Below are 25,634 nucleotides of genomic sequence, written 5' to 3' on the forward strand. Positions count from 1 at the left end.
CGCTTTTCGGCGCCCGAGGGGCGCCGGCGTTCAGCGGCTCTGGATGCCCTCGCGGAGCTGGCGGAACAGCGCCGCCGAATCGTTCACGGCCCGGCCCGGGAACATCCCCATCACGACGCTCCCGTGGTCCGCCCAGCCGCAGACCGCGAAGTCGCCGCCGTCGCCGCTGGTCGTGCCGCACTTCATCACACCGCCCAGGCCGCCGGCGTCCACCTCGCGCAGGCCGGTCACCTTGCCGGTCTCGTCGGCCATCAGGCCGAAGAGGCTGTCCAGGTCCCGCTCCGGCTGCCACAGCAGGGTGGTGCCGCCGAAGAGGAGCACCGACCGCTTGGCGTCCGCCGGATCGGCGTAGACGGCGCCGAAGCTGCGGTCCAGCTCGATGTCGGCGGCGAAACCGTCACGCAGGTAGTCGGCCGTGCCGCGGGCCCGCTCGCTGTCGTCCCGGGTCAGCCCGGCCACGGTGGCCGGAGTGCTCAGCTCGGTGTCCTTCTCCGCGAGCACCCGCCAGCCGCCGAGGCCGAGCGCCGCGGCGCCGGCCAGCCCGACCGCCAGCGCGGCCCCGAGAACGATCTTCCGCCGCCGGGAGGCGGGGCGTCGCTCGGGCTCCAGCGCGGGGTCGCGGCGGCTCAGCCGGATCGGCTCGTCGGTCAGGTCGACCGGCTCGGGACCGTCGTCCACCGGACGCTCGGTGAGGTGCGCGTCGGACATGTCCGCCACCGTACGCGAACTAACAGGTGGCGCACGTCGGGTCTCCGAAAGCGCTCCGTAGACTTTCAGGGTGACCGAGAGACTGGATGCCCGACGCCCCGACGCCCCGACCCTTGCCGGCCAGTACCAGCCCGGCGAGGTAGAGCAGCGACGGTACGAGCAGTGGGTAGCCGCCGGCCACTTCCGGGCGTCGGCGGACAGCGAGAAGCCGCCCTTCACCATCGTCATCCCGCCGCCGAACGTCACCGGCTCCCTGCACATGGGCCACGCCTTCGAGCACACCCTCATGGACGCGCTGAACCGGCGCAAGCGGATGCAGGGCTACGAGGCGCTCTGGCTGCCCGGCATGGACCACGCCGGCATCGCCACCCAGAACCTGGTCGAGCGGCAGCTCGCCGGCGAGGGGCTGTCCCGGCACGACCTGGGCCGCGAGAAGTTCGTGGAGCGGGTCTGGCAGTGGAAGGCCGAGTCCGGCGGCGCCATCCTGGGCCAGATGCGCCGCCTCGGCGACGCCGTCGACTGGGACCGTGAGCGCTTCACCATGGACGAGGGCCTGTCCCGGGCCGTCCAGACCATGTTCAAGAAGCTCTTCGACGACGGGCTCATCTACCGGGCCAACCGGATCATCAACTGGTGCCCGCGCTGCCTCACGGCGCTCTCCGACATCGAGGTCGAGCACACCGACGACGAGGGTGAGCTCATCTCGATCCGCTACAGCGACGAGGTGGTGGTGGCCACCACCCGGGCCGAGACCATGCTCGGCGACACGGCGGTCGCGGTGCACCCGGACGACGAGCGCTACCGGCACCTCATCGGCACCGAGGTGGACCTGCCGCTCACCGACCGGCGGATCCCGATCGTGGCCGACGAGCACGTCGACCCGAGCTTCGGCACCGGCATGGTGAAGGTGACCCCGGCGCACGACCCCAACGACTTCGAGATCGGCCAGCGGCACGACCTGCCGCAGCTCACGATCATGGACGAGCGCGGCATCATCACCGCACCGGGTCCGTTCGAGGGCCTGGACCGCTACGAGGCCCGCCCGGCCATCGTGGCGGCGCTGCGCGAGCAGGGCCTGATCGTCGCCGAGAAGCGGCCGTACGTGCACGCCGTGGGGCACTGCTCCCGGTGCAAGACCACGGTCGAGCCGCGGCTGTCGCTGCAGTGGTTCGTCAACACCGCCCCGCTGGCCAAGGCGGCCGGCGACGCGGTGCGTGACGGCCGGGTGAAGATCGAGCCGGCCGAGCTGGCCAAGCGCTACTTCGCCTGGGTCGACAACATGCACGACTGGTGCATCTCCCGGCAGCTCTGGTGGGGTCACCGCATCCCGGTCTGGTACGGCCCGGACGGCGAGATCGTCTGCGTCGGCCCCGACGAGGAGCCGCCGACCGGCGACGGCTGGCGGCAGGACGAGGACGTCCTGGACACCTGGTTCTCCAGCGGCCTGTGGCCGTTCTCCACCCTCGGCTGGCCGGAGCGCACCCCGGACCTGGCGAAGTTTTACCCGACCAGTGTGCTGGTCACCGGCTACGACATCCTCTTCTTCTGGGTCGCCCGGATGATGATGTTCGGCCTCTACGCCATGGACGGCGTGCAGCCGTTCGACGTGGTGGCGCTGCACGGCATGGTCCGCGACGAGCACGGCAAGAAGATGTCGAAGTCCTTCGGCAACGTGGTCGACCCGCTGGACTGGATCGACCGGTTCGGCGCCGACGCCACCCGGTTCACGCTGGCCCGGGGCGCCAACCCCGGTCAGGACGTGCCGGTCAGCGAGGAGTGGTGCCAGGGCTCCCGCAACTTCTGCAACAAGCTCTGGAACGCCACCCGGTTCGCGCTGCTGAACGGCGCGCACACCGACGGGCCGCTGCCGGCCGCGACCGAGCTGTCGACCGTCGACCGGTGGATCCTCTCCCGGCTGGCGCACGTCACCGCCGAGGTGGACGAGCAGTTCGAGGCGTACGAGTTCGCGAAGGTCTGCGACCTGCTCTACCACTTCGCGTGGGACGACGTCTGCGACTGGTACGTGGAGCTGAGCAAGCCGGTGCTCGCCGAGGGCGGGCCGGCCGCCGACGCCACCCGCCGGGTGCTCGGGCACGTGCTCGACCAGCTGCTGCGGCTGCTGCACCCGGTGATCCCGTTCGTCACCGACGAGCTGTGGACGGCGCTGACCGGGGGCGAGACGGTGATGACCGCCGCCTGGCCGGCGGCCGACCGTACCCTCGTCGACGACCCGGCGGAGGTCGAGGTCGGCACCCTGCAGCGGGTGGTGACCGAGATCCGGCGGTTCCGTTCCGACCAGGGGCTGCGCCCGACGCAGCGGGTGGCCGCCCGGCTCGACGGCCTGGCCGGCGCGGGCGTCGCGGCGCACGAGCCGCTGGTCCGGTCGCTGGTCCGGCTCGACGTGCCGGGCGACGACTTCCAGGCCAGCGCCACCCTCGCCATGCCGGGCGAGGTCAGCGTGGCGCTGGACACCCGGGGGTCGATCGACGTGGGCGCCGAGCGGGCCCGACTGACCAAGGACCGGGCGGCCGCCGAGAAGGAGGCCGCGCAGGCGCGGGCGAAGCTGGACAACCCGGCGTTCGTCGGCAAGGCCCCCGAGGCCGTGGTCGCCAAGATCCGCGAGCGGCTCGCGGTGGCCGAGGCGGACCTCATCCGGATCGACGCCGCGCTGGAGGCGCTTCCCTCGTGACCGACCGCACCGACCGCACCGAATTCGCCGAGGTGGAGGCCGCGCTGGACGCGCGCGGCTTCACCCGCATGCGCTTCGAGCTGGAGAAGATCGAGAGCCTGCTCGACCTGCTCGGCAGCCCGCAGCGGGCGTACCCGTCGATCCACCTGACCGGGACCAACGGCAAGACCTCGACGGCCCGGATGATCGACGCGCTGCTGCGGGCGTTCGGGCTGCACACCGGCCGCTACACGAGCCCGCACCTGGAGACCGTCCGGGAGCGGATCAGCCTGGACGGCGAGCCGGTGAGCGAGGACCGCTTCGTGGCCACCTACCGCGAGGTGGAGCCCCTCGCGGAGCTGGTCGACCAGCGCTCCGCCGAGCCGCTGACCTACTTCGACCTGACCACCGCGCTGGCCTTCGCCACCTTCGCCGACGCCCCGGTGGACGTCGCCGTGATCGAGGTGGGGCTCGGCGGCGCCGAGGACGCCACCAACGTGATCCAGGCCGGGGTCGCGGTGATCACCCCGATCGGGCTGGACCACACCGAGTGGCTCGGCGACACCATCGAGGACATCGCGCTGCACAAGGCGGGCATCATCCACGCCGGCGCCACCGTGATCGCGGCGGCCCAGGAGGAGGAGGCCGCCCGGCCCATCCTGGAGCGCTGCGCCGAGGTGGGCGCCACGGTCGCCCGGGAGGGCGCCGAGTTCGGCGTGCTGCGCCGCGCGGTCGCGGTCGGCGGTCAGGTGCTCACCATCCAGGGCCTGGGCGGGGTGTACGAGGAGATCTTCATCCCGCTGCACGGCGCGCACCAGGCGCAGAACGCCGCCGTGGCGCTCGCCGCGGTGGAGGCGTTCCTCGGCGCGGGCGCACGGCGGCAGCTCGACATCGAGGCGGTCCGGGAGGGCTTCGCAACGGCCAGCTCGCCGGGCCGGCTGGAGCGGGTCCGCACCGCCCCGACGATCCTGCTCGACGGCGCGCACAACCCGCACGGCATGGCCGCCACGGTCGCCGCGGTCCAGGAGGAGTTCGCGTTCAGCAAGCTGGTCGGCGTGCTCGCCGTGCTCGGCGACAAGGACGCGGCCAGCCTGCTGGAGTTGCTGGAACCGGTGCTCGACTCGATCGTGGTCACCGGGAACAGCTCGCCGCGGGCGATGCCCGTCGACGAGCTGGCCGAGCTGGCCCGGGAGGTCTTCGGGCCGGACCGGGTGGAGGTGACTGAGGCGATGCCGGACGCCATCGAGGCGGCCGTCGCCGAGGCCGAGGCCGATGTGCCGGGCGAGCTGGCCGGGGTGGGCGTGCTGATCACGGGATCGGTGGTGACCGTGGCCGACGCCCGCCGGCTGCTCAAGCGATGACCGGCCCGGTGGACGAGCGCCCGCCGGACGGGGTGGAGCAGCCGGAGCCGCGCCGCTCCGGGCTGCGCGACCCCGACAAGGCGGTCCGCGGTCTGGGCGCCGGCACCCTCGCACTGGAGGCGCTGGTGCTGCTGCTGGCCATCCAGCCGATCCGGGTGGTCGGCGGGGACCTCAGTGGCACGGCCGTCGCCGCGATCGTCGCGCTGGCGGTCGCCTGCGTGGTGGTGGCCGCCCGGATGAAGGCGGCGTGGGCCTGGAACGCCGGCACGGTCCTCCAGGGCCTGCTGCTGCTTTCCGGGCTGCTGCACTGGTCGCTGTTCGCGCTCGGCGTCATCTTCGCCCTGGTGTGGGCGTACGCGCTGCACGTGCGGCGGGTCATCCTCCGCTGAGCCGGCCCGGGGTCAGGCGTCGGCGAGGGTGCGCCACTGGGTGAGCGCCACGCCGTGCCCGTCCGGGTCACGGAAGGCGGCCGCCCACACCTCCAGCTTGGTGCCCCGGTTGACCACTCGCGGGGCGTACGTGAACCGGACGCCCGACTCACGCAGCCGCTCGTAGGCCGCCTGGATGTCGTCGACCTCGAGGTTGACGTGGACCAGCCGGCGGCTGATCGGGGCGGCCCCGGTCACCCGGCGCAGCACCAGGCGGGTCGGCCCGGAGGCGAGGACGGCGTTGCCCTCGCCCCGGTCCACCTCGGCGAAGCCGAGGTCCCGGTAGAAGGCCAGGGAGCGGTCCAGGTCGGCGACGAGCAGGGTGATGCCGACGCCGCTGATCGGGCTCGCCGGCTCCTCGTGGCCGGCGGGGCCGAAGATGGCCTCGTCCAGCTCCTCCGCGGTGGGCGGCGCCTCGCCGACCGGCTCGTCCAGCGGGACGTCGATCGGGTCCACCGGCACGGTGTCGAACCGCTCCTCGGCGGGCGGGCGGGGCGTCGGGGCCCGGCGGGGGAGCGGGCCGCCCGTGGTGGGCTCGACCAGCTGCCCCTCCAGCACGACCCCGCCGCCGGGGCGCTGATGCAGCACCACCGGCTCGCGCACCTCCGGCCGCCCGGTGAGGTCGTCGAGGAGCGGATCCGGCGCGGGCGGGAAGTCGTCGCGGAAGTCGTCGCGGAAGTCGTCTTCCGGGGCCCGGTCGGCCCACGGCGGAGCCTCCTGCCCGATCAGCACCTCGTCGACCGGGTCCGGGTCCGCGTACTCGGGCGGGAGATCGGCCACCGCGGCGGCCGTCTCGGCGTGGGTGGGCACCTCGTCCCAGAGGACGCGGACGTGCCGCTGGTCGTCGAGGGCCACCCGGACGGGCAGCGCCTGACCCAGCGACGGCCACTTGGCGACCGGGACCCGCGGCTCGATGATCTTCTTGGACCGGGGCGGCAGGCCGGGCGCGTCGATCACCAGTTGCAGCTCGCAGCGGCCGAAGGCGTACTGGGTGGGCGGCTCGGAGGCGCTGTGCACGTGGCCCAGCCCGACCACCCAGGTGCGGCCGCCGCCGCGGACCGTGGCCAGGGCGATCGCCAGCACCAGCAGGGCGACCCCGAGCGCCACGATCGCCCAGCTCGTCATGCCCAGCCCGAACAGGGTCACGAACGTGGCCACGGTGCCCAGCACCACGCCGATCAGCTTGCGTACCGGCGCGATGGGTCGGTTCCCGCCATTCGCCACAGTGGACCTCCCAGGGGTTCCAGGGCCAGGCTAGGCCGCCGCGGCGACCCAGGGAAGGAGCAGCCGCCGCGCCGGCGCCGGGACCGGGTCGCTACGCTGACCGTACCCAGCCCGACCCGGTTCCGCGCACAGGAGGAAACCAGCGTGTCCAGCAGCAGCCCGGACGAGCGCACGCTCGTACTGATCAAGCCCGACGCGGTCCGCCGCGGTCTGGTCGGGGAGATCCTCGGCCGTTTCGAGCGCAAGGGCCTGCGGATCGACGCGCTGGTGCTCCGCACCATGGACGGCGACTTCGCCGACCAGCACTACGCCGAGCACGTGGACAAGCCGTTCTACCCGCCGCTGAAGGCCTTCATGACCGGCGGCCCGCTGGCGGCCCTGGTGCTCTCCGGCGACCAGGTGATCGAGGTGGTCCGCGGGATGATCGGCAGCACCGACGGCCGCAAGGCCGCCGCCGGCACCATCCGCGGCGACCTCTCCCTCTCCAACCGGGAGAACCTGGTGCACGCCTCCGACTCGGTGGACAGCGCCAAGCGCGAGATCGCCCTCTGGTTCCCCGAGCTGGGCTGACCCGGCTTCCGACGGCCCCGGTTCCGCGCGTGCGGGCCGGGGCCGTCGCACGTGCTCAGCCCGGCACCCCGGCCAGTTTGTCCGGGTCGCCGATGAGGTAGAGGCCGGTGATCCGGCCGTCGGCGGCCGCCACGGAGAGCGTGTAGCGGGGGCCGGACGGCCAGCTCAGCACCAGCGCGGGCGCGCCGTTGAGCTCGACCGGGGTGCCCCGGACGTCGGGGTGGCGGCGGTGGTACAGGCCGGCGAAGAAGCGGGCGATCCGTTCCGCGCCGTGTACCGGGTTGCGGGCCGCGGAGACCCGGCCGCCGCCGTCGTTCCACGAGGTGGCGTCGGCCGCGACCAGGCCGGTCAGCCGCTCCAGGTCGCCGTCGCGCGCCGCGGCCAGGAAGGCGTCGAGCAGCCGGCGCTGCTCGGCCGGGCCCGCGGTGAACCGCCGCCGGCCCTCGGCGATCCGGGCCACGGCGCGATGGTGCAGTTGCCGGCAGTCCGCCGCGGACCGGTCCAGCAGGTCACCGATCTCGGCGTACGGCAGGGCGAAGGCGGTGTGCAGCACGTACACCGCCCGCTCCGGCGGGGTGAGCCGTTCCAGCAGGTGCAGCAGCGCGGTGGAGAGCGTCTCCCGCTGCTCGACCGTGTCCAGCGGGCCGAACGGGGACGGGTCGGTCGGCACCGGCTCGGGGAGCCACGGCCCGACGTACGTCTCCCGGGCGGTCTGCCGCGCCCGGAGCCGGTCCAGGGCCAGCCGGGTGACCACCCGGGACAGGTAGCGGCGCGGCTCGGCCACGCTGTCCCGGTCGACGTCCAGCCAGCGCAGGTACGCCTCCTGGAGCACGTCCTCGGCGTCGTGCAGGCTGCCCAGCAGCCGGTACGCCAGCCCGAGCAGCATCGGCCGGTGCGCGGTGAGCGCACCGGCCGCCTGCGCCGCCGCCGAGGGTGAGCTCACACCTCGACCGGCGGCTGGGTGCGGGTGCTCACCGAGATCCGGTTCCACACGTTGATTGTGGCGATCGCGACCAGCAGATCGGCCAGTTCCTTCTCCGACCAGACCTTCGCGGCGGCGTCCCAGACGTCGTCCGGCACGCCGTGCTCGCCGAGCTTGGTCACCGCGTCGGTCAGCGCCAGCGCGGCCCGCTCCCGCTCGTTGAAGAAGGGCGCCTCCCGCCACGCCGCGACGGCGAACAGCCGCCGGCTCGACTCGCCCGCCCCGAGCGCGTCCCGGCTGTGCATGTCCACGCAGAACGAGCAGCCGTTCAACATCGACGCCCGCAGCTTGACCAGCTCCAGCACGGTGTGGTCCACGTTCTGCTGGACGTACTTCTCCAGGCCGAGCACCGCCCGGTACGCCTCCGGCGCCACCGCCGCCGTGTCCATCCGGCTCATCGCCGCCTCCTTCGTCCGTGTCGCTTACGCCCACACGACGGATCGGGACCGGTCCGGTGTGACGGTGCGGCGCTGTGACGGTGGTCATGCGGAACCGGCGCCAAACGCCGGGGTGCCCACCCCGTCCTCGTCGGTCATGAGGTTGACGGCGATGTGGATCTCCACAGGTGCCGCCAACCTCATGATCAGCGGGGTGGGGTGGGGCTACATGGTGTCCAGGGAGGCGCGGCGGCGGGACTCGGCCTCGAAGACCCTGAGGAGGAGCGCGGCCAGGAGCGCGTACCCGAGTCCGACGGCGGCCTCGGCGGCGAGGGCCGGCGCGGCCGCCGCGAAGCCCTCGCCGGCCACCAGCCGGCGGGCTGCCCCGGCTGCGTGGGTGATCGGCATGCCCTCGCCCACCGCGCGCATCCAGCCGGGCAGCTCGGCGGCCGGCACGTTCACGCCGGTGAGCAGGAGCAGCAGCGCCACCGACACGTTGGAGACCACCCAGACGTCCCGGAACCGCAGGCCGAGGGCGCCGAGGGTGAGGCCGAAGAAACCGCAGGACAGCGCCGCCACGGCCAGGGTGGCCAGCAGCGCTGGCAGGGCCTCCGGCGGCACCCGCAGGCCGAGCAGGAGCGCGCCGACGGTCAGCGTGCTCACCGCGATGAGCAGGCCGTTCCCGGCGTACGGGAGGACCCGGCCGAGGAAGACCGCGGTGCGGCTGCGCGGGGAGAGCAGCACGTGCCCGAGGGTGCCGAAGCGCCGCTCGTTCGCGACCGCCATGGTGCCGCCGAAGACGCAGGAGAGCGAGGCGGCGAGCACCGCGTTGCCGACGATGTAGAAGCGGTCGTCGGCGACCCCGAGCTGCCGACCCAGGTACGCGAAGAAGAGCAGCTGGAAGATCGGCCCCACCAGCAGCGAGCCGATGAACATCGCCGGTGTGGTCCAGTTGAACAGGGCCCGGTAGGCGATCACGCCGCCCGTGCCGATCAGCCGGAAGAGTGCCATCGTCGTTCTCCTCAGGCCAGCGCGAGGGTCGCCGCGGCGCGGGCCCGTCGCTCGACGTACGTCATCATCAGGGCGCCGGAGGCCAGGCAGCCGAGGCTGATCGCCAGGCAGATGCCCAGCGACGGCCAGACCGGGCCACCGCTGGCCGCCTCGTGCACCGCCCGGGCGCCCCAGGTGGTGGGCAGCGCGGCGGCGATCGGGCCGGTCCAGCCGGGCAGCACCGTGAGCGGCACCAGCATCCCGGAGACCAGCCAGATCGGGTACTCCAGCGTGTTGGCCAACGCGTTGGCGTTGCGCATCAGCACGAACGTGCTGGCGAGCAGCAGGCCGAACATGCCCAGGCCGAGCACGCAGCCGGGTGCCGCGACCAGGAAGAGCAGCGGGTGCGCGAAGGTCAGCGGCACGCCGTAGAGCAGCCGGCCCCAGAGCAGGGTGGCGAGCATGGCGTAGGTGCCGGTGACCGCCGTGGACAGGGTGATCGGGAAGATCACCAGCGCGGGCGGGCGCGGTGCCAGCATGAGCATCTCCAGGGTGCCCTGCCAGCGCTGGTTCTGGATGGCGCCGCCGGACCCGAAGAGCACCGACGACCAGACCCCCATCAGCCCGGCGCCGACCGCGGCCTCCAGCAGCCGGCCCGGCTCGCCGCCGGCCCGGAAGAGGTGGACCGCCAGGGTCGCCTGCACCACCGGCACGATCAGCGCGGTCGCGATCTCGAACGGCGAGCGGCTGAGCTGCTTGGTGTGCAGCAGCGCACCCACCCCGATCATGCGCAGCAGACTCACGCGGCCACCCTCTCGGCCGGGCGGGTGGGGGTGTCGACCCGGTTGACGATCGCCACGTACGCGTCCTCGAGGGTGGGCTGGCGGGCGGCGACCCGCCCCAGCCGTACGCCGTCCAGCTCGCGCAGCACGTCGGCCTGCACGTCCACCCCCGCGTCGGACTGCACGGTCAGCACCTGCGCCGCGCCGGTGACCGTCACACTCGCCTCGCGCACACCGGGCAGGGCGTGGACGGCGGCGAGCTGGGCGTCGGTCACCCCGTACGCCTCGACCTCCAGCACCTGCCGGCCGTCGGCGTGCCGCCGCAGCTCGGCCGGCGTGCCGAGGGCCTGGATGGTGCCGTTGGCGATCACCGCGATCCGGTCGCAGAGTTCGTCCGCCTCGGCCATGTAGTGGGTGGTCAGCAGCACCGTGGTGCCGGTGGCGGCCAGATCGGCGACGGTCTGCCGCAGCTCCCGGGCGGCCACCGGGTCCACCCCGATCGACGGCTCGTCGAGGAAGAGCACCCGCGGCCGGTGCAGCAGACCCCGGGCGATGTGCAGGCGCTGCCGCATGCCCCGGGAGTAGCCCTCCACCCGCTCGCGCTCCCGGCCGGTCAGCCGGACCAGCGCCAGCACCTCGGCGATGCGTCGTTGCTGATCCCGCCCCGGCACGCCGTACAGCTCGGCGAAGTAGCGCAGGTTGTCCAGGGCGGACAGCCGTTCGTACAGGCCCCGGTCGCCACCGAAGACGTACCCGATGCGGCGGCGTACCTCCCGGGTCTCCCTGACCACGTCGTGGCCGCAGATCCGCGCGCTGCCGGCGGTCGGGATCAGCAGCGTGTTCAGCAGCTTGATGGTAGTGGTCTTGCCCGCGCCGTTCGGTCCGAGCAGGCCGAACAGCTCCCCGTTGCCGACCGTCAGGTCGACGTCGCGGACCGCTTCCACCTCCCGGCGCTGGGGTCGTAACCATCCCGTCCGGGTGCGGTAGGTGCGCCGCAGGCCGGCCGCCTCGATCGCGTAATCGCTCATGCCGGCCCTCCGCTTCGCTCCGGGCCGTCATGAGGCTCCACCGCACTGAGCCGGATGATTCGCTCGCTTCGTTCGCTCATGGCGGCGAATCTAGGGACGGCGGCGATCCCGCGGAACGGATTCGGCAGTCGCCGAATCCTCAGGCGGAGGCGGTGGCCGGGTCCGCACCGATCAGGGTGACCAGGGCCAGGCCGGCCGGTTCCAGGCCGTACAGGACCCGGCGGCCCACCCGCCGGCGATGCGCCACCCCGGCGGTGAGCAGTGCGGCGAGGTGCTCGGAGACGGTGCTCGGCGCCAGGCCGAGGGTGGCGGCCAGCCCGGCGGTGGTGGCCGGCCGGGTCAGCGCCCGCAGCACCTGGGCCCGGCCCCGGCCGACGAGCACCGCCAGCCGGTCGGGCCCCACGGTGGCCGGCGGGGCGGCGCCGGCCGGCCGGTCCGCCAGCAGGACCGCGCCGCGGGCCTGGTAGGAGACCGCGATGACCTCGGGGTGGTCGGTGGAGTGGGTGAGCGCGCCCCGGGAGAAGATCAGCGGGATCAGCAGCAGCCGCTGGTCGACCGCCTTGAAGCTCCGCTCCGAGGGCTTGACCAGGCTGAGCACCGGCCGTTCCCAGCGGACGCGCTCGTGCAGGTCGGCGAGGAGCGCGTCCGGGCCGTCGGCGGCCAGCGACCGCGCCCGGTGCAGCACCTCCTCGTCCAGGGCTGCCCGCATGGCCGGCCACCAGGGTGCGACCGCCGCGTCCCAGTACGCCTGGATGCCGTCGGCGAGGCGGTCCAGCGCCGCCTGCCGGTCGGTGACGAACGGGCGCAGCCAGTCCGGCAGGTCGTCCGGGTCGTGGTAGCGGGGGATCTGCTCGGCGATCACCTCGGCGGGGGTGGCCCGCAGCGCGGCCAGCTCCTCCTCGAGGGTCGGGCTGGCGCTGGGCGGCACCGGACCGAGGAAGTCCGGGTACCACGGGCCGGTCCGGGTGTAGAGCCGCACCGGGGCGGTCGCGGGCCGTTCGGCGAGCAGCCGCCAGGCGTGCCGGGCCCAGCCGGTGTACGGCCAGGGCGCCTCGTCCCGGTAGCGCTCCAGAAGGTAGAGGCTGCACTTGGCCTCCCAGAGCGGGCTGGTGGCGATCCGGGTACGGGCCAGCGTGGGCTCGTCCAACTCGATCCGGATCACCCGGGCAGCCTAGCTCCGCCGGCGGGGTCGACCCGGGCCGATACTCGGCGGCGGGCCACCCGCCCGGTCGAGTACGCTTGACGGACCAGGCGACGACCCGGCCATCACCGGTGAGCCTCCGGAAGAACGGCCGGGTGACCGGCTCAGTAGAACCGGACGGGACGGCCCGTCACAGCCGGCCAACGAGCGGGCGGTCGCACCTTGACCGCCAAGCGGGGTGGTACCGCGGGCCCAGCCCCGGGCACGCCGACACGGCGTACCGGAGAAGGGCTCGTCCTCGCAGACCCACACGGACATGTGAGCTGCTGAGGAGAGCGACCCCCGATGGCCTATCCGTTGCACGACCCGACCGCCGCCGGCGTCCCGGCGAGCCCGGACCTGCCCGCGGTCGAGCGCCGGGTCCTGGAGCACTGGACGGCCGACAAGACCTTCGAGGCCAGCGTCGAGGCCCGGCCGGCCGGCGAGGACGGGAAGAACGAGTTCGTCTTCTACGACGGCCCGCCCTTCGCCAACGGCCTGCCGCACTACGGCCACCTCTTCACCGGGTACGTGAAGGACGTGGTGCCGCGCTACCAGACCATGCGCGGCCGGCACGTCGAGCGCCGGTTCGGCTGGGACTGCCACGGCCTGCCGGCCGAGGTGGTCGCCGAGAAGCAGCTCGGCATCACCACCAAGGCGGAGATCCTCGACCTCGGCGTGGCCCGGTTCAACGAGGCCTGCCGCACGTCGGTGCTGGAGTTCACCCAGGACTGGGAGCGGTACGTCACCCGGCAGGCCCGCTGGGTCGACTTCGCCAACGACTACAAGACGCTCGACCTGGACTACATGGAGAGCGTCATGTGGGCCTTCAAGACCCTGCACGACAAGGGTCTGGTCTACGAGGGCTTCCGGGTGCTGGCGTACTGCTGGCGGTGCGAGACCCCGCTGTCGAACACCGAGACGCGGATGGACGACGTCTACAAGGACCGGCACGACCCGACGCTGACCGTCTGGTTCGAGCTGACCGCCGACGACTCGGCCCCCGAGCCGGTGCGCGGCCCGGTGCGGCTCGGCGTCTGGACCACCACGCCGTGGACCCTGCCGTCGAACCTGGCGCTCGCCGTCGGCCCCGACATCGAGTACGCCGTGCTGGAGCGCGACGGTGACCGCTACCTGGTCGGCACGGCGCGGCTCGGCGCGTACGCCAAGGAGCTGGAGGGGTACGAGCAGGTCGGCACCGTGCACGGCCGGGACCTGGTCGGGCGCCGCTACACCCCGCTCTACGACTTCCTCGCCGAGCAGGCCGGCGAGAACGCCTACCAGGTGCTCGGCGCGGACTTCGTCACCACCGAGGACGGCACCGGGATCGTCCACCTGGCCCCGGCCTTCGGCGAGGACGACCAGAACACCTGCAACGCGGCGGGCATCCCGACCATCGTCACGGTGGACGACCACACCCGGTTCACCGGGCTGGTCCCCCCGTACCAGGGCGAGCAGGTCTTCGACGTCAACAAGCCGGTGATCCGGGAGCTGAAGGAGCGGGGGGTGGTGCTCCGGCAGGACACCTACACCCACTCCTACCCGCACTGCTGGCGCTGCGACACCCCGCTCGTCTACAAGGCGGTCTCGTCCTGGTTCGTCGCGGTCACCCGGGTCAAGGACCGGATGGTCGAGCTGAACCAGCAGATCAACTGGACGCCGGCGCACATCAAGGACGGCTCGTTCGGCAAGTGGCTGGCCAACGCCCGCGACTGGTCGATCAGCCGGAACCGGTTCTGGGGCTCGCCGATCCCGGTGTGGAAGTCCGACGACCCGAACTACCCGCGGGTCGACGTGTACGGCTCGCTGGCCGACATGGAGCGGGACTTCGGCGTGCGCCTGACCGACCTGCACCGGCCGGCGGTGGACGACCTGGTCCGCCCCAACCCGGACGACCCGACCGGGAAGTCGATGATGCGCCGGGTGCCGGAGGTGCTGGACTGCTGGTTCGAGTCCGGCTCGATGCCGTTCGCCCAGGTGCACTACCCGTTCGAGAACCGCGAGTGGTTCGAGCACCACTATCCGGGCGACTTCATCGTCGAGTACATCGGGCAGACCCGCGGCTGGTTCTACACCATGCACGTGCTGGCCACCGCGCTGTTCGACCGGCCGGCGTTCCGCAACTGCCTCAGCCACGGCATCCTGCTCGGCTCCGACGGGCGCAAGATGTCCAAGAGCCTGCGCAACTACCCGGACGTCTACCACATCTTCGACGCGTACGGGTCGGACGCGATGCGCTGGATGCTGATGTCCTCGCCGGTGCTGCGCGGCGGGGACATGGCGGTCACCGAGACGCTCATCCGGGACGCGGTGCGCCAGGTGCTGCTGCCGCTGTGGAACGTCTGGTACTTCTTCTCGCTCTACGCCAACGCCGACGGCTACACGGCGAAGCGGCGCACCGATTCGACGCACCTGCTCGACCGGTATGTGCTGGCGAAGACGAACGAGCTGGTGTCGACGGTCCAGGGTCAGCTCGACGCGTACGACATCTCGGGCGCCTGCGCGACCGTCCGGTCCTACCTGGACGCGCTGACCAACTGGTACGTGCGCCGCTCGCGGGACCGGTTCTGGGCGGGCGACGCCGACGCGTTCGACACGCTGTGGACGGTGCTGGAGACGCTCTGCCGGGTGGTGGCGCCGCTGGCGCCGCTGACCGCGGAGGAGATCTGGCGCGGGCTCACCGGCGAGCGGTCGGTGCACCTCACCGACTTCCCGTCGGCGGAGGAGTTCCCGGCCGACCACGAGCTGGTGGCCGCCATGGACAACGTGCGGGCGGTCGCCTCGGCGGCGCTGTCGCTGCGCAAGGCCAAGGGCCTGCGGGTCCGGCTGCCGCTGTCGAAGCTGACCGTGGCCTCCCCGGTCGCGGCCCAGCTGCGGCCCTTCGCCGACCTGGTCGCCGACGAGGTCAACGTGAAGGCGGTGGAGTTCACCGACGAGGTGTCCGCGTACTGCCAGCAGGTGCTGACCGTGGTGCCCCGGGCGCTCGGCCCGCGGGTCGGCAAGGCGGTCCAGCAGGTGATCAAGGCGGTCAAGGCGGGGGAGTGGGAGCTCCGCGACGGCGCCCCGGTCGCCGCCGGGGTCACCCTCGCCGAGGGCGAGTACGAGCTGCGCCTGGTCGCCGCCGACGCCGAGCACTCCGCGCCGCTGCCCGGCGGTGAGGGCGTCGTCGTGCTGGACACCGAGGTCACCCCGGAGCTGGCCGCCGAGGGGCTGGCCCGGGACGTGGTCCGGGTGGTCCAGCAGGCCCGCCGGGACGCCGACCTGGACGTCTCGGACCGGATCGTGGTGGCCGTCTCCGCCTCGGAGGAGGTCCGCGCGGCGGTCGCCGCGTACACCGAGTTCGTGGCCCGGGAGGTGCTGGCCGACACGGTCGACTTCGCCGAGGGCGTCGACGGCTTCGCCGGCGAGGTCGGCGAGGGCGAGCGGGTGACGGTGGCGGTCCGGCGGGTATGAGGTCGTGACCGTGGGTCCGGCGGCGTCTGCGCGCCGCCGGGCCCCCCGCAGACGGCTGACCACCCGATCCGCCGGATGCGCACCCGTCCGCTACCGTGACAGCGCCTGTTCACGTACGACCGCCGGAGGACCCGTGCCCCTGCTCTACACCATCGGCAAGCTCACCGTGGCGCCCGCGCTCCGGTTGGCCTTCCGTCCGCACGTGGAGGGGTTGGAGCACATTCCGGCGACCGGCGGGGCGATCTTCGCGGGCAACCATCTCTCCGTCGCCGACGAGCTGCTGCTCGGCACGGTGGTGCCCCGGCACCTGGCCTTCTGGGCCAAGTCGGAGTACTTCAAGGGCACCGGGGTGAAGGGCGTCTTCTCGAAGTTCGTGCTCACCGGGCTGGGCGCCATCCCGGTCGAACGGGCCGGCGGCCGGGCGGCGCTGTCCGCGTTCGACGCCGCGATCCCGGTGCTCAAGGCCGGCGACCTCGTGGCCGTCTACCCGGAGGGCACCCGCTCGCCCGACGGCCGGCTCTACCGGGGGCGGACCGGCGCGGCCCGGCTGGCGGTGGCGGCCGGCGTGCCGATCATCCCGGTGGGCGTGACCGGCACCGACAAGGCGCAGCCCATCGGCACGCGGGTGCCCCGGCCGGGCCGGGCCGAGATCACCATCCGGTTCGGCAAGCCGCTGGACTTCACCGGCCGGTCCGACGACCGCACCTCGCTGCGGGAGATGACCGACGAGATGATGGCCGAGATCCAGAAGCTCACCGGTCAGGAGTACGTGCCGCGGTACGCGCCCAAGCGCGCCGAGCCCCCCGCCGAACCGACCGCCTGACACGTCACGGCGGGTCGCTGCCGCGCCGCGCCTCCTGGGCGACCACCGCGTCCAGGTCGCCGAGGAGTGCCAGCTGCTTCATGGCCCGCGCCATCCGGGCGTTCGCCGGGATGCGGTCGCGGTTACCGGCCAGGAACGCCCAGTAGCCGGCGGTGAACGGGCAGGCGTCCGCGCCGAGCCGCTGGCGGGGATCGTAGCGGCAGCCGCCGCAGTAGTCGCTCATCCGGTTGATGTACGCGCCGCCGGCGACGTACGGCTTGGTGGTCATCCGGCCCAGGTCGGCGTACTGGCTCAGGCCCACCACGTTGCCGGTCATCGCCCAGTCGTAGCCGTCCACGAACCGCGTGTGGAACCACTCGACCAGCTCCGACGGGCGCCAGCCGCGCTGCAGGGCGTAGTTGCCGAGCACCATGAGCCGGGGGCTGTGGTGCACCCAGCCCCGGTCGCGGACGCCGGCGAGCGCGTCGCGCAGGCAGCGCGCGTCGACCGACTCGGCGTCCAGGTCGCGCCACCAGTCCGGCAGCGAGCGGCGGGCGCCCAGCTCGTTGCTGTCCCGCCAGCCCCGCTCGAAGTACCAGTAGGTGTGCCAGATGTAGTCCCGCCAGCCCAGCATCTGCCGGACGAAGCCCTCCACGGCGGCCAGCGGCGCCTCCCGCCTCCGGTACGCCCGCTCGGCGCCCCGGACCGCCGCCATCGGGTCCAGCAACCCGAGGTTGAACGAGGACGACAGCGTGCTGTGCGCCAGCCACGGGTCGGTGGAGAGCATGGCGTCCTCGTACCGGCCGAACGCCGTGAGCCGGTGCCGGAGGAAGTGCCGCAGCCGCGACCTCGCCTCGCCGGTGGTGGCCGGGAAGCGGCGCGGCCCGTCCCGCCCGGTGAACCGGATGCCCTCCCGCGCCCAGCGGTCCAGGTCGGCCCGGACCTCCGCGTCGATGTCGTCCTCCGCCGGCATCGCCGGGGCCGGGACGTCGAGCCGGCCGTCCTTCGGCGGCGGGTCCCGGTTCTCGGTCTCGAAGCTCCACCGGCCGCCGGCCGGCCCTGGGCCGTCCATGAGCACCCGGTGGTGCTCCCGGGCGAACCGGTAGAACGCCTCCATCCGCAGCGCGCCCCGCCGGCCGTCGGCCCAGTCCGCGAAGTCGGCCAGGCTGGTCACATATCCCCGGGCCGGCAGCACGGTGACCGTGTCCAGCCCCCGGACGAACTCCAGCGCCCGCCGCGAGGTCGGGTGGCACACCTCCAGCGGCTCGCCGACCTGCCGCAGCGCCTGACCGTACGTCTCACCGCGCACGAAGATCGCCTGGTCGCCCAGCTCGGCCGCGCGGTGCCGGAGCGCGGAGAGGATCAGGTGCGCCTTCTGCCGGTGGAAGACATGCCGCCGGAAGACCGCCTTGGACTCGACGAGGAGAACCGGCTGCGTCCGCTCGTCGAGGAAGTGCGGCCCCAGCTGGTCAGCGAAGAGCCAACGCCGCGGCATGTCCAGATTGTCACCCCTCGGACCGATCCGGCCCGGGAGGAAGACGGAACCTTTACGTGTTCGATACGTTGCGAACGGTGACGGTCGCTCAGGACTGCTCGGGAGTGACCACCTTCTGGCGCAGGTCGTCCAGCAGCCGGCCGCTGTCCTCCACGGACAGTCGGGTGAAGACACCGGTGGCCAGGCTGCCGTGGTCGACCGAGGTGCACACCACCACGGTGTCGCCGTCGGCCCGGCCCACCGCGCACCGCTCGTACCGGCCGCGGACGCCGGTCTCCACCGGCACCGAGGGCGCGAGGTCGTACCGGTCGGTGAGGCGGGCCAGCTCGGCCTGCGCGTCCGACTCCGGGCTCAGCCGGAACCCGGTGCCGCCGAAGAGGGTGACCCGCTTGCCGTCGTTCGTGGTGTAGATGCCGGCGAAGGTGTCCTCGGCGAGCAGGTGCGCCTGGCGTACCTGCGACTTCAGCTCGGCGGCGTCGGCCTGGCTGCGCTCGTCCTGGCGCAGCCGCAGCGAACCGAGCTGGTCGGGCAGGCTCGCGCTCGCCGGGTACTGGCTGGAGAGCGGCTGGGCCCACCAGAGCGGCACGCCGCAGCAGCAGGCCACGCTGAGCAGCAGCACCCAGGGCCAGCGGCGCCGGCGGCGGACCGGCACGGCCACGTACCCCTTGGGTGGCCGCCACCCGGGCGGCGTGGCCACCGGCGGCGGGGTCTTCCCGCGGCGCTGCTTCGGCACCGCGGGCGGGGCCATCGGCGGCGGGGCAACCGGCCGGGCGACCGGCGGCGGGACCGGGACGGCCGGCGGGCTGACCGGCGGCGCCGCGGCCACCGGCGGGGCGGGGTGGGCCGGTGGGTGCGGCGCCGGGTAGGGGGCCGTGTAGGGGAGGGTCGGCGGCAGCGCCGGGAAGTCGGCGGAGTGCAGGTCCCAGCCGGTGGTGTCCACGCCCGCCCACGGGTCGACCGGGACCTGGTGCTCCGGCGAGTCGACCGGCGGCGGGGTGGGCTCGGCCGACTCGCCCCAGGCGCGCTTGCGCGGCGGCGGGGGCGGGACCGCGGCGGACCCGCTCCAGCGGGGGGCGGGGGGCTTGGGCGGCGTCTCGACCCAGGTGGGGTCCGGCCGCTGCTCCACCCGGGTGGCGTCGGGACGGGGTGCGACCGAGGCGGAGCCGGCGGCGCGGGCGGAACCGGGCACGGCGGCGGACCCGCGGGCGGGAGAGGCCGGCGAGACCGGGGTGGGGTCGGGGTCCGGCGCGGCCGGGGGCGGGGACTCCAACCCGGCTCCGGCGTCCGGCGCCGCCTGCGCGTCGGGGTTGGCCTGCGCGTCGGGGTTGGCCTGCGCGTCGGGGTTGGCCTGCGCGTCGGGGTCGGCCTGCGCGTCGGGGTTGGCCTGCACGTCGGGGTCGACTTGCGCGGCGGGTTCCGACTGCGCGGCCGCTTCGGGGTGCGCGGTGGGCTCGCCCTCCGGCGCAGGCTCGGCCGATGCGGCGGGCTGCGGGTCCGGTGCGGTGGGCCGGGCCTGGGCGTCCGGCGCGGACTCCGCCGGCGCGGACTCCGGCGGAGACGACGCGTCCGTCGTGGGCGGGAGCGCGGCGTCGGCCTGCGGTGGAAGGTCGGCCGGAGGCCCGATGACCACCGGATCCTCGGTCCGGCCGGTGGCCGGGGTGCCCCCGTCGGCCGGCCGGTCCGCCCCCGGCTGCGGCTGCGACATCGCGGCAATCTCCTCTCGCGCCGTTGCGAGGTTAGTACCGCCCCGCCACCCCCGACGAATCCCCGACCCACCCCCCCGCCCGTCCCGCTCGTCGATCAAGAGGTTTGCGTCGGGATCCGCGCCGATCTCGACGCAAACCTCTTGATCAACGCGGCAGGGGGCGGGGTGGGGAGGCTGCGGGGCGGGTGGGGTGGGTGGCGATGCGGCGTGGGCGGTGGCCGGGGACCGCGTACCCTTGGGCATCATGAGTGCCCCGTCGACGACGCCGCGCCCGACCGCGGCCAATTCCGTGTGGCCGCGGCTGGAGCCGCTGCTGCCCCAGGTGACCAAGCCCATCCAGTACGTGGGTGGCGAGCTGGGCGCGGTGGTCAAGGACTGGGACACCGCGACCGTCCGGTGGGCGCTCATGTACCCCGACGCGTACGAGGTGGGCCTGCCCAACCAGGGTGTGCAGATCCTCTACGAGGTGCTCAACGAGCTGCCCGACGTGCTCGCCGAGCGGACGTACGCGGTCTGGCCGGACCTGGAGAAGCTGATGCGCGCCCACGGCGTGCCGCAGTTCACCGTCGACGCCCACCGCGCGGTGCGCGACTTCGACGTGTTCGGCGTCTCCTTCTCCACCGAGCTGGGCTACACCAACCTGCTCACCGCGATCGACCTGGCCGGCATCCCGCTGCTGGCCGCCGACCGCACCGAGGCCGACCCGGTGATCGTGGCCGGCGGCCACGCCGCGTTCAACCCGGAGCCGATCGCCGACTTCGTCGACGCCGCCGTGCTCGGCGACGGCGAGGAGGCGGTGCTGGAGATCACCGCGATCGTGCGGGACTGGAAGGCCGAGGGCTGCCCGGGCGGCCGGGACGAGCTGCTGCTGCGGCTGGCCCGCACCGAGAGCATCTACGTGCCGCGTTTCTACGACGTGGACTACCTGCCGGACGGCCGGATCCAGCGGGTCGTGCCGAACCGCCCCGACGTGCCGTTCCGGGTGCACAAGCGCACGACCATGGACCTGGACGCCTGGCCGTACCCGAAGAAGCCGCTCGTGCCGCTGGCCGAGACGGTCCACGAGCGGTACGCGGTGGAGATCTTCCGCGGCTGCACCCGGGGCTGCCGGTTCTGCCAGGCGGGCATGATCACCCGCCCGGTGCGCGAGCGCTCGATCACCACGGTCGGCCAGATGGTGCAGCAGGGGCTGGAGTTCTCCGGCTTCCACGAGGTGGGCCTGCTGTCGCTGTCGTCGGCCGACCACTCCGAGATCGGCGACATGTGCTCCGGCCTCGCCGAGCAGTACGCGGGCACCAACGTCTCGCTCTCGCTGCCGTCGACCCGGGTGGACGCCTTCAACATCGACCTGGCGCAGGAGCTGTCCCGCAACGGCCGGCGGACCGGCCTGACCTTCGCCCCCGAGGGCGGGTCGGAGCGGATCCGCAAGGTCATCAACAAGATGGTGTCGAAGGACGACCTCATCCGCACCGTGGTGACCGCGTACACCAACGGGTGGCGGCAGGTGAAGCTCTACTTCATGTGCGGCCTGCCGACCGAGACCGACGCCGACGTCCTCGAGATCGCCGACATGGCGCACGAGGTCATCCGGGCCGGCCGGGCGGCCACCGGGTCCAAGGACATCCGCTGCACCGTCTCGATCGGTGGCTTCGTGCCGAAGCCGCACACCCCGTTCCAGTGGGCCGCCATGGAGCGCCCGGAGGTCATCGACCACCGGCTCAAGCTGCTCAAGCAGGCGATCAACAGCGACCGCTCGCTGGGCCGCGCCATCGGCTACCGCTACCACGACGGTGAGCCGTCGCTCATCGAGGGCCTGCTGTCCCGGGGCGACCGCCGGGTCGGCGCGGTGATCCGCAAGGTCTGGGAGAACGGCGGCCGGTTCGACGGCTGGAGCGAGCACTTCTCCTACCAGCGCTGGGTGGACGCGGCGGCCGAGGTGCTGCCGGCGTACGGGGTGGACCTGGACTGGTTCACCACCCGGGAGCGCGACGAGCTGGAGGTCCTGCCCTGGGACCACCTCGACTCGGGCCTGGACAAGGACTGGCTCTGGCAGGACTGGCAGGACTCGCTCGCCGAGTACGAGCAGGACGACTGCCGCTGGACGCCCTGCTTCGACTGCGGCGTCTGCCCCTCCATGGACACCGAGATCCAGATCGGCCCGACCGGCCGGAAGCTGCTGCCGTTGACCCCGGTCAACGGTCTGAAGCTGCCCGCCGGCGCCCAGCAGTAGCACCGCCGACGCACACCGGAGCGCGGGATCCCTCGGGGTCCCGCGCTCCGTCACATTCCGGGACGCGTCGCCCGTCGATGTCCCGTGACGCGGGGTGGGGGTGCCCCGACTGGCTGTCTCTCGATACGCTGCGTCCGTATTGGACCGGCCGGAGGCCGGCAGCGGGGAGGGCAGCAGCATGGGCGACATCAGGCCGCCGGACACCGGCGATCTGCACGTCAGCGTCGAGGACCTGGACGCCGCGGCGGACTACGTCGAGCGCCTCAAGCAGTATGTCGACGACACCATCAGCTACGAGATGGAACGCATCAAGGAGCGGATGAAGGGCGACAGCAACAACGCGCAGACGGTGCCCAACGGCACGCCGTTCGGCGCGTACGAGGACGCACGCATGCAGTGGCAGGCGCTGACGAAGTCGACGGCGAACATGGAGGCCCACCTCAAGGCGCTCTCCACCAAGCTCGCCAACCTGAAGCAGGGCACCGAGGACATCGCGAAGGCGTTCCGCGACACCGAGGCCCGCAATGCCGCCAACGGCAAGGAGATCGAGCGGATGCTGGAATCCGCCGCCCCGCCGCCGGCGACGGGCGAGCAGCCCACCTACCCGTACACGGCCTGAGGGGGAGAGGGTCATGGCTGGAGGAACCTGGGAGCGGTGCGTCCGCGAGGTGACGCTGTCGGCGGACCCGGAGACGGTCGGCTCGGTCGGGATGGGGTGGAGCAACCTCTCCACCGGCCTGGGCTACCTGCGGGACTCGCTCGTCGGTCGGTCCTTCGTCGGCCCGATCGCGCCCGGCAAGGAGCGCCCGCACAGCGGCGGCCTGCCCGGCCTGCTCAGCGGCTGGAAGGGCAGCGGCGGCGACGCGTACCGCGAGCACCTGGGCGAGATCGGCAAGGAGATCGAGGACCTCATCACCCACGCGAGCAACGTCAGCGGCGCGCTGTCGCGGATCGAGGGTGACATCCGCAAGTCGGTGGCGAGCATCCCGATCCCGCTGATGGACGACTTCGGCTGGAACGAGTGGAGCCTGCCCAACGGCACCGAGCTCGACGACGCCCGCGACGGCGAGAGCGCCTCGGGCTTCCTGGCCGCGCTGCGCAAGGACTACCAGAGCAACCCGGCCTCGTACGCCGACGGCGCGTTCCGCGACAAGGCCGACGACCTCGAGGCGACCATGAAGGTCGACGGCAACGCCAGCGACAACAAGCGTGGCGGCTGGTGGGACACCAAGTCGCACCTGGACAACTGGTACCGGGACAACCAGCAGGCGGCCAACTCGGCGATGTCGCCGCTGCCCGCCGCGGTGGAGACGGAGCGGCCCAAGCTGGTCGTGCCGAACCCGAAGGGCAGCATCGACGACTACCGCCCCGACGACCGCAAGCCGCCGTCCGGCCTGCCGGGCGGTGGTGGTGGTGGCGTCGGTGGCGGTGGCGCGGGCGGCGGCTTCGGTGGCGGCGCGCCCTCCCTCGGCAGCACCGGCGTCGGCGGTGGCGGCGGCGGGGGCTCCTTCGACGGCGGCTCCCTGACGCCCCCGCCCACCACCGGCGGTCCGGACTTCGGCGGCGGTAGCGGCGGCGGTGCCGGCAGCTACACCCCGCCGTCCACCGGCGCGGGCTACCCGGGCACCGGGACGGGTGACCACGACTACGGCACCGGCCTGGCCGGCGCCGGCGGGCCGAGCAGCATCGGCGGTGGCTACGGCGGCACCGGCGGTCTCGGTGGCGGCGTCAACTCCGCCGGGCTCGGTGGCGCCGGTGGCGGCTTCGGTGGCGGTGGCGCGGGCCTCGGCTCGGCCGGCGGCATCGGTGGCGGTGGTGTCGGCGCGGCCGGCGGGATCGGCATGGGCGGCATCCCCGGCATGGTCGGCGGCGGCAACGGCAAGGTGCCCCCGATGACCAGCGCGGCCAGCGCGCTGCGCAACGCGGCGGGCGCCGGCGCGGGCGCGGGCGGCGCGCGCGGTGCCGGCATGATGGGCGGCGGCATGATGGGCGGCGGGCACGGCGGCGCCGGGCACGGCGGCAGCGGCAGCGAGCACTCGTCGTGGTTGACTGAGGACGACGATCCGTGGGGCAGCGGTGACGCCGCGTCCCCCGGCATCCTGCGCTGAGGACGGACGGATGAGGTTGCACGTGGGCGCGCTCCGCCCGGTCGCGGCCGGCCTGGTGGCCGGGCTCATGGTGCTGGGGGCCGCCCAACCGGCGGCCGCCGCGCCGCGACGGGCCGAGCAGTGGTATCTGGACGAGCTGCGCATCGACCAGGCGCACCGGCTCTCCACCGGGCGCGGGGTGACGGTCGCCGTGGTGGACAGCGGCGTCGACGCCACCCACCCGGAGCTGGCCGGCCAGGTGCTCGCCGGTGGCCGCAGCTACGGCGCCCCCGGTGACGGACGCGCCGACGCGGAGGGCCACGGCACCCATATGGCCGGCATCATCGCGGCGCGCAACGCCGGTTCGGACGGGGTGACCGGCATCGCGCCGGGCGCGCGGATCCTGCCGATCAAGACCAAGCCGGGCAAGGGGGAGATCAGCGAGGCGGCGTCGGCCCAGGGCATCCGGATGGCCGTCGACGGCGGCGCCAAGGTCGTCAACCTGTCCTACGGCAGCATGGGCGCGGCGTCCGCCGACGAGGAGGCGGCGATCCGGTACGCCCTCGACCGGGACGTGGTCGTGGTGGCCGGCGCCGGCAACACCGCCCGAGGGGACAGCGAGGTGATCAGCCCGGCCAACGTCTCCGGGGTGATCGCGGTGACCGGCACGACCCGGGGCGGGCGCTTCTGGTCCGGCTCGGTCCAGGGGCCCGAGGCCGTGGTGGCCGCCCCCGCCGACGGCATCTACAACGCGGGCCGGGACCACGGCTACGGCTGGGGTGACGGCACCTCGGACGCCACGGCGATCGTCTCGGGCATCGCGGCGCTCATCCGCGCGAAATACCCGGACCTCTCCGCGCCCAACGTGATCAACCGGATCATCCGCACCGCCCGGGACGCCGGCCCGCCCGGCCGCGACCCGCAGTACGGCTTCGGTCGGGTGGACCCGGTGGCGGCGCTCACCGCCAAGGTGCCGGCGGTCTCGGCGAATCCGCTTCTCGGCGGGCCCGCGGCCAGCCCGGCCCCGCCGCAGGCCGCCGAGGACGACGACTTCGACGTGACGAAGTACGGCGACCGGGGCGGCCCCACCGACCAGCAGGTCATGGTCATCGGCATCGGCATCGCCGTGGTGCTCCTGGTGCTGGTGGCGCTGGTGGTCTTCCTGATCTGGAACCGGCGCCGCTACCGCCGGGAGGCGGCCCGGGCGGCCGCCGTGCCGGACCATCTGCTCGACCAGGGCGCCGGGGGTGGCTACGGCACCCCGCCCGTCCCGGCCGGCTACCACGCCCCGCCGGGCGCGCCGGGTGTCCCGGCCCCGCCGGGCGCCAACCCCTACGCCCCGCCGCCCGGCCACGTTCCGCCGCCGCCGGGGACGTACCCGCCGCCGGGCGGGAACCGGTCCTGACACTGCGGTGGCCGGCCAGGTGACCTGTGTGTCGCCGGCCGGCCACCGTCGTCTCCGGGCAGCGGGCCATCCCCTCGTTGACCGGTTCGAGCCGGTTCGTCCGGCCGCTTCCGCCGCCCCGGCTGCGGGCCACGCCGGCCGCTGCGCCAGGATGGGACC

At 73.6% G+C, this 25,634-nt stretch carries 20 protein-coding genes; 10 read left to right on the forward strand and 10 right to left on the reverse strand.

Annotated elements, in window-relative coordinates; translation table 11 throughout:
* Positions 1-30: 30 nt before the first annotated feature.
* The gene (locus RMN56_RS18170) at positions 31-708 is read right to left on the reverse strand and encodes a hypothetical protein (RefSeq protein WP_313718639.1); all 678 of its coding nucleotides are present in this window, start codon (positions 706-708) and stop codon (positions 31-33) included.
* A gap of 70 nt (positions 709-778) precedes the next feature.
* Between RMN56_RS18170 and RMN56_RS18175 the strand changes: the two genes are divergently transcribed.
* The 3 genes from RMN56_RS18175 to RMN56_RS18185 all read left to right on the forward strand — a co-directional run bounded on the left by RMN56_RS18175 (position 779) and on the right by RMN56_RS18185 (position 5,126).
* On the forward strand, positions 779-3,397 hold the full coding sequence (locus RMN56_RS18175; RefSeq protein ID WP_313718640.1) for a valine--tRNA ligase: 2,619 nt from the start codon (positions 779-781) through the stop codon (positions 3,395-3,397).
* Between the two features lie 68 nt (positions 3,398-3,465).
* Positions 3,466-4,737 (forward strand): bifunctional folylpolyglutamate synthase/dihydrofolate synthase, encoded by a 1,272-nt coding sequence (locus RMN56_RS18180; protein ID WP_313724780.1) that lies wholly within the window; start codon positions 3,466-3,468, stop codon positions 4,735-4,737.
* Positions 4,734-5,126 (forward strand): DUF4233 domain-containing protein, encoded by a 393-nt coding sequence (locus RMN56_RS18185; RefSeq protein WP_313718641.1) that lies wholly within the window; start codon positions 4,734-4,736, stop codon positions 5,124-5,126. The genes RMN56_RS18180 and RMN56_RS18185 overlap by 4 nt, the downstream gene beginning before the upstream one ends.
* A gap of 12 nt (positions 5,127-5,138) precedes the next feature.
* On the opposite strand, the gene RMN56_RS18190 is transcribed toward RMN56_RS18185, so the two are convergent.
* On the reverse strand, positions 5,139-6,389 hold the full coding sequence (locus RMN56_RS18190) for a VOC family protein (protein WP_313718642.1): 1,251 nt from the start codon (positions 6,387-6,389) through the stop codon (positions 5,139-5,141).
* Positions 6,390-6,533: 144 nt separating this feature from the next.
* Here RMN56_RS18190 and ndk point away from each other — a divergent pair, with 144 nt between their 5' ends.
* Complete coding sequence (gene ndk, locus RMN56_RS18195) at positions 6,534-6,959, forward strand: nucleoside-diphosphate kinase (protein ID WP_313718643.1); 426 nt, start codon at positions 6,534-6,536, stop codon at positions 6,957-6,959.
* A 55-nt stretch (positions 6,960-7,014) separates the two neighbouring features.
* Here the strand turns inward: ndk and sigJ are convergent, their stop codons facing one another.
* The 6 genes from sigJ to RMN56_RS18225 form a co-directional block, all read right to left on the reverse strand.
* Complete coding sequence (sigJ, locus tag RMN56_RS18200) at positions 7,015-7,902, reverse strand: RNA polymerase sigma factor SigJ (RefSeq protein ID WP_313718644.1); 888 nt, start codon at positions 7,900-7,902, stop codon at positions 7,015-7,017.
* Positions 7,899-8,339, reverse strand: a complete 441-nt coding sequence (locus RMN56_RS18205) for a carboxymuconolactone decarboxylase family protein (RefSeq protein WP_313718645.1) — start codon at positions 8,337-8,339, stop codon at positions 7,899-7,901. Before RMN56_RS18205 ends, sigJ begins: the two co-directional genes overlap by 4 nt.
* Before the next feature lie 204 nt (positions 8,340-8,543).
* Positions 8,544-9,329, reverse strand: coding sequence for an ABC transporter permease (locus RMN56_RS18210; protein ID WP_313718646.1), 786 nt, complete (start codon positions 9,327-9,329; stop codon positions 8,544-8,546).
* An 11-nt stretch (positions 9,330-9,340) separates the two neighbouring features.
* The gene (locus tag RMN56_RS18215; RefSeq protein WP_313718647.1) at positions 9,341-10,111 is read right to left on the reverse strand and encodes an ABC transporter permease; all 771 of its coding nucleotides are present in this window, start codon (positions 10,109-10,111) and stop codon (positions 9,341-9,343) included.
* Positions 10,108-11,118 (reverse strand): ABC transporter ATP-binding protein, encoded by a 1,011-nt coding sequence (locus RMN56_RS18220; protein ID WP_313718648.1) that lies wholly within the window; start codon positions 11,116-11,118, stop codon positions 10,108-10,110. The genes RMN56_RS18215 and RMN56_RS18220 overlap by 4 nt, the downstream gene beginning before the upstream one ends.
* A 139-nt stretch (positions 11,119-11,257) precedes the next feature.
* The gene (locus tag RMN56_RS18225; RefSeq protein ID WP_313718649.1) at positions 11,258-12,280 is read right to left on the reverse strand and encodes an ArsR family transcriptional regulator; all 1,023 of its coding nucleotides are present in this window, start codon (positions 12,278-12,280) and stop codon (positions 11,258-11,260) included.
* Positions 12,281-12,604: 324 nt separating this feature from the next.
* On the opposite strand from RMN56_RS18225, the gene ileS reads away from it, so the two are divergent.
* Both ileS and RMN56_RS18235 read left to right on the forward strand, forming a co-directional pair.
* Positions 12,605-15,751: an isoleucine--tRNA ligase gene (gene ileS, locus RMN56_RS18230; RefSeq protein WP_313718650.1), complete on the forward strand. Its 3,147-nt coding sequence runs from the start codon at positions 12,605-12,607 to the stop codon at positions 15,749-15,751.
* Positions 15,752-15,884: 133 nt separating this feature from the next.
* Positions 15,885-16,574, forward strand: coding sequence for a lysophospholipid acyltransferase family protein (locus RMN56_RS18235; protein ID WP_313718651.1), 690 nt, complete (start codon positions 15,885-15,887; stop codon positions 16,572-16,574).
* Between the two features lie 4 nt (positions 16,575-16,578).
* On the opposite strand, the gene RMN56_RS18240 is transcribed toward RMN56_RS18235, so the two are convergent.
* The gene (locus tag RMN56_RS18240) at positions 16,579-18,048 is read right to left on the reverse strand and encodes a cryptochrome/photolyase family protein (protein ID WP_313718652.1); all 1,470 of its coding nucleotides are present in this window, start codon (positions 18,046-18,048) and stop codon (positions 16,579-16,581) included.
* A gap of 88 nt (positions 18,049-18,136) precedes the next feature.
* On the reverse strand, positions 18,137-19,753 hold the full coding sequence (locus RMN56_RS18245; protein WP_313718654.1) for a hypothetical protein: 1,617 nt from the start codon (positions 19,751-19,753) through the stop codon (positions 18,137-18,139).
* A 244-nt stretch (positions 19,754-19,997) separates the two neighbouring features.
* Between RMN56_RS18245 and RMN56_RS18250 the strand changes: the two genes are divergently transcribed.
* The 4 genes from RMN56_RS18250 (at position 19,998) to mycP (ending at position 25,475) form a co-directional block, all read left to right on the forward strand.
* Complete coding sequence (locus RMN56_RS18250) at positions 19,998-21,983, forward strand: TIGR03960 family B12-binding radical SAM protein (RefSeq protein ID WP_313718655.1); 1,986 nt, start codon at positions 19,998-20,000, stop codon at positions 21,981-21,983.
* 178 nt (positions 21,984-22,161) lie between these two features.
* Complete coding sequence (locus RMN56_RS18255) at positions 22,162-22,602, forward strand: hypothetical protein (protein WP_313718656.1); 441 nt, start codon at positions 22,162-22,164, stop codon at positions 22,600-22,602.
* A 13-nt stretch (positions 22,603-22,615) separates the two neighbouring features.
* Positions 22,616-24,091 (forward strand): hypothetical protein, encoded by a 1,476-nt coding sequence (locus tag RMN56_RS18260; protein WP_313718657.1) that lies wholly within the window; start codon positions 22,616-22,618, stop codon positions 24,089-24,091.
* A 10-nt stretch (positions 24,092-24,101) separates the two neighbouring features.
* Positions 24,102-25,475: a type VII secretion-associated serine protease mycosin gene (gene mycP / locus RMN56_RS18265; RefSeq protein WP_313718658.1), complete on the forward strand. Its 1,374-nt coding sequence runs from the start codon at positions 24,102-24,104 to the stop codon at positions 25,473-25,475.
* The last annotated feature ends 159 nt before the right edge of the window (positions 25,476-25,634 follow it).

Source organism: Micromonospora halotolerans (genome assembly GCF_032108445.1).
Taxonomy (GTDB): Bacteria; Actinomycetota; Actinomycetes; order Mycobacteriales; family Micromonosporaceae; genus Micromonospora; species Micromonospora halotolerans.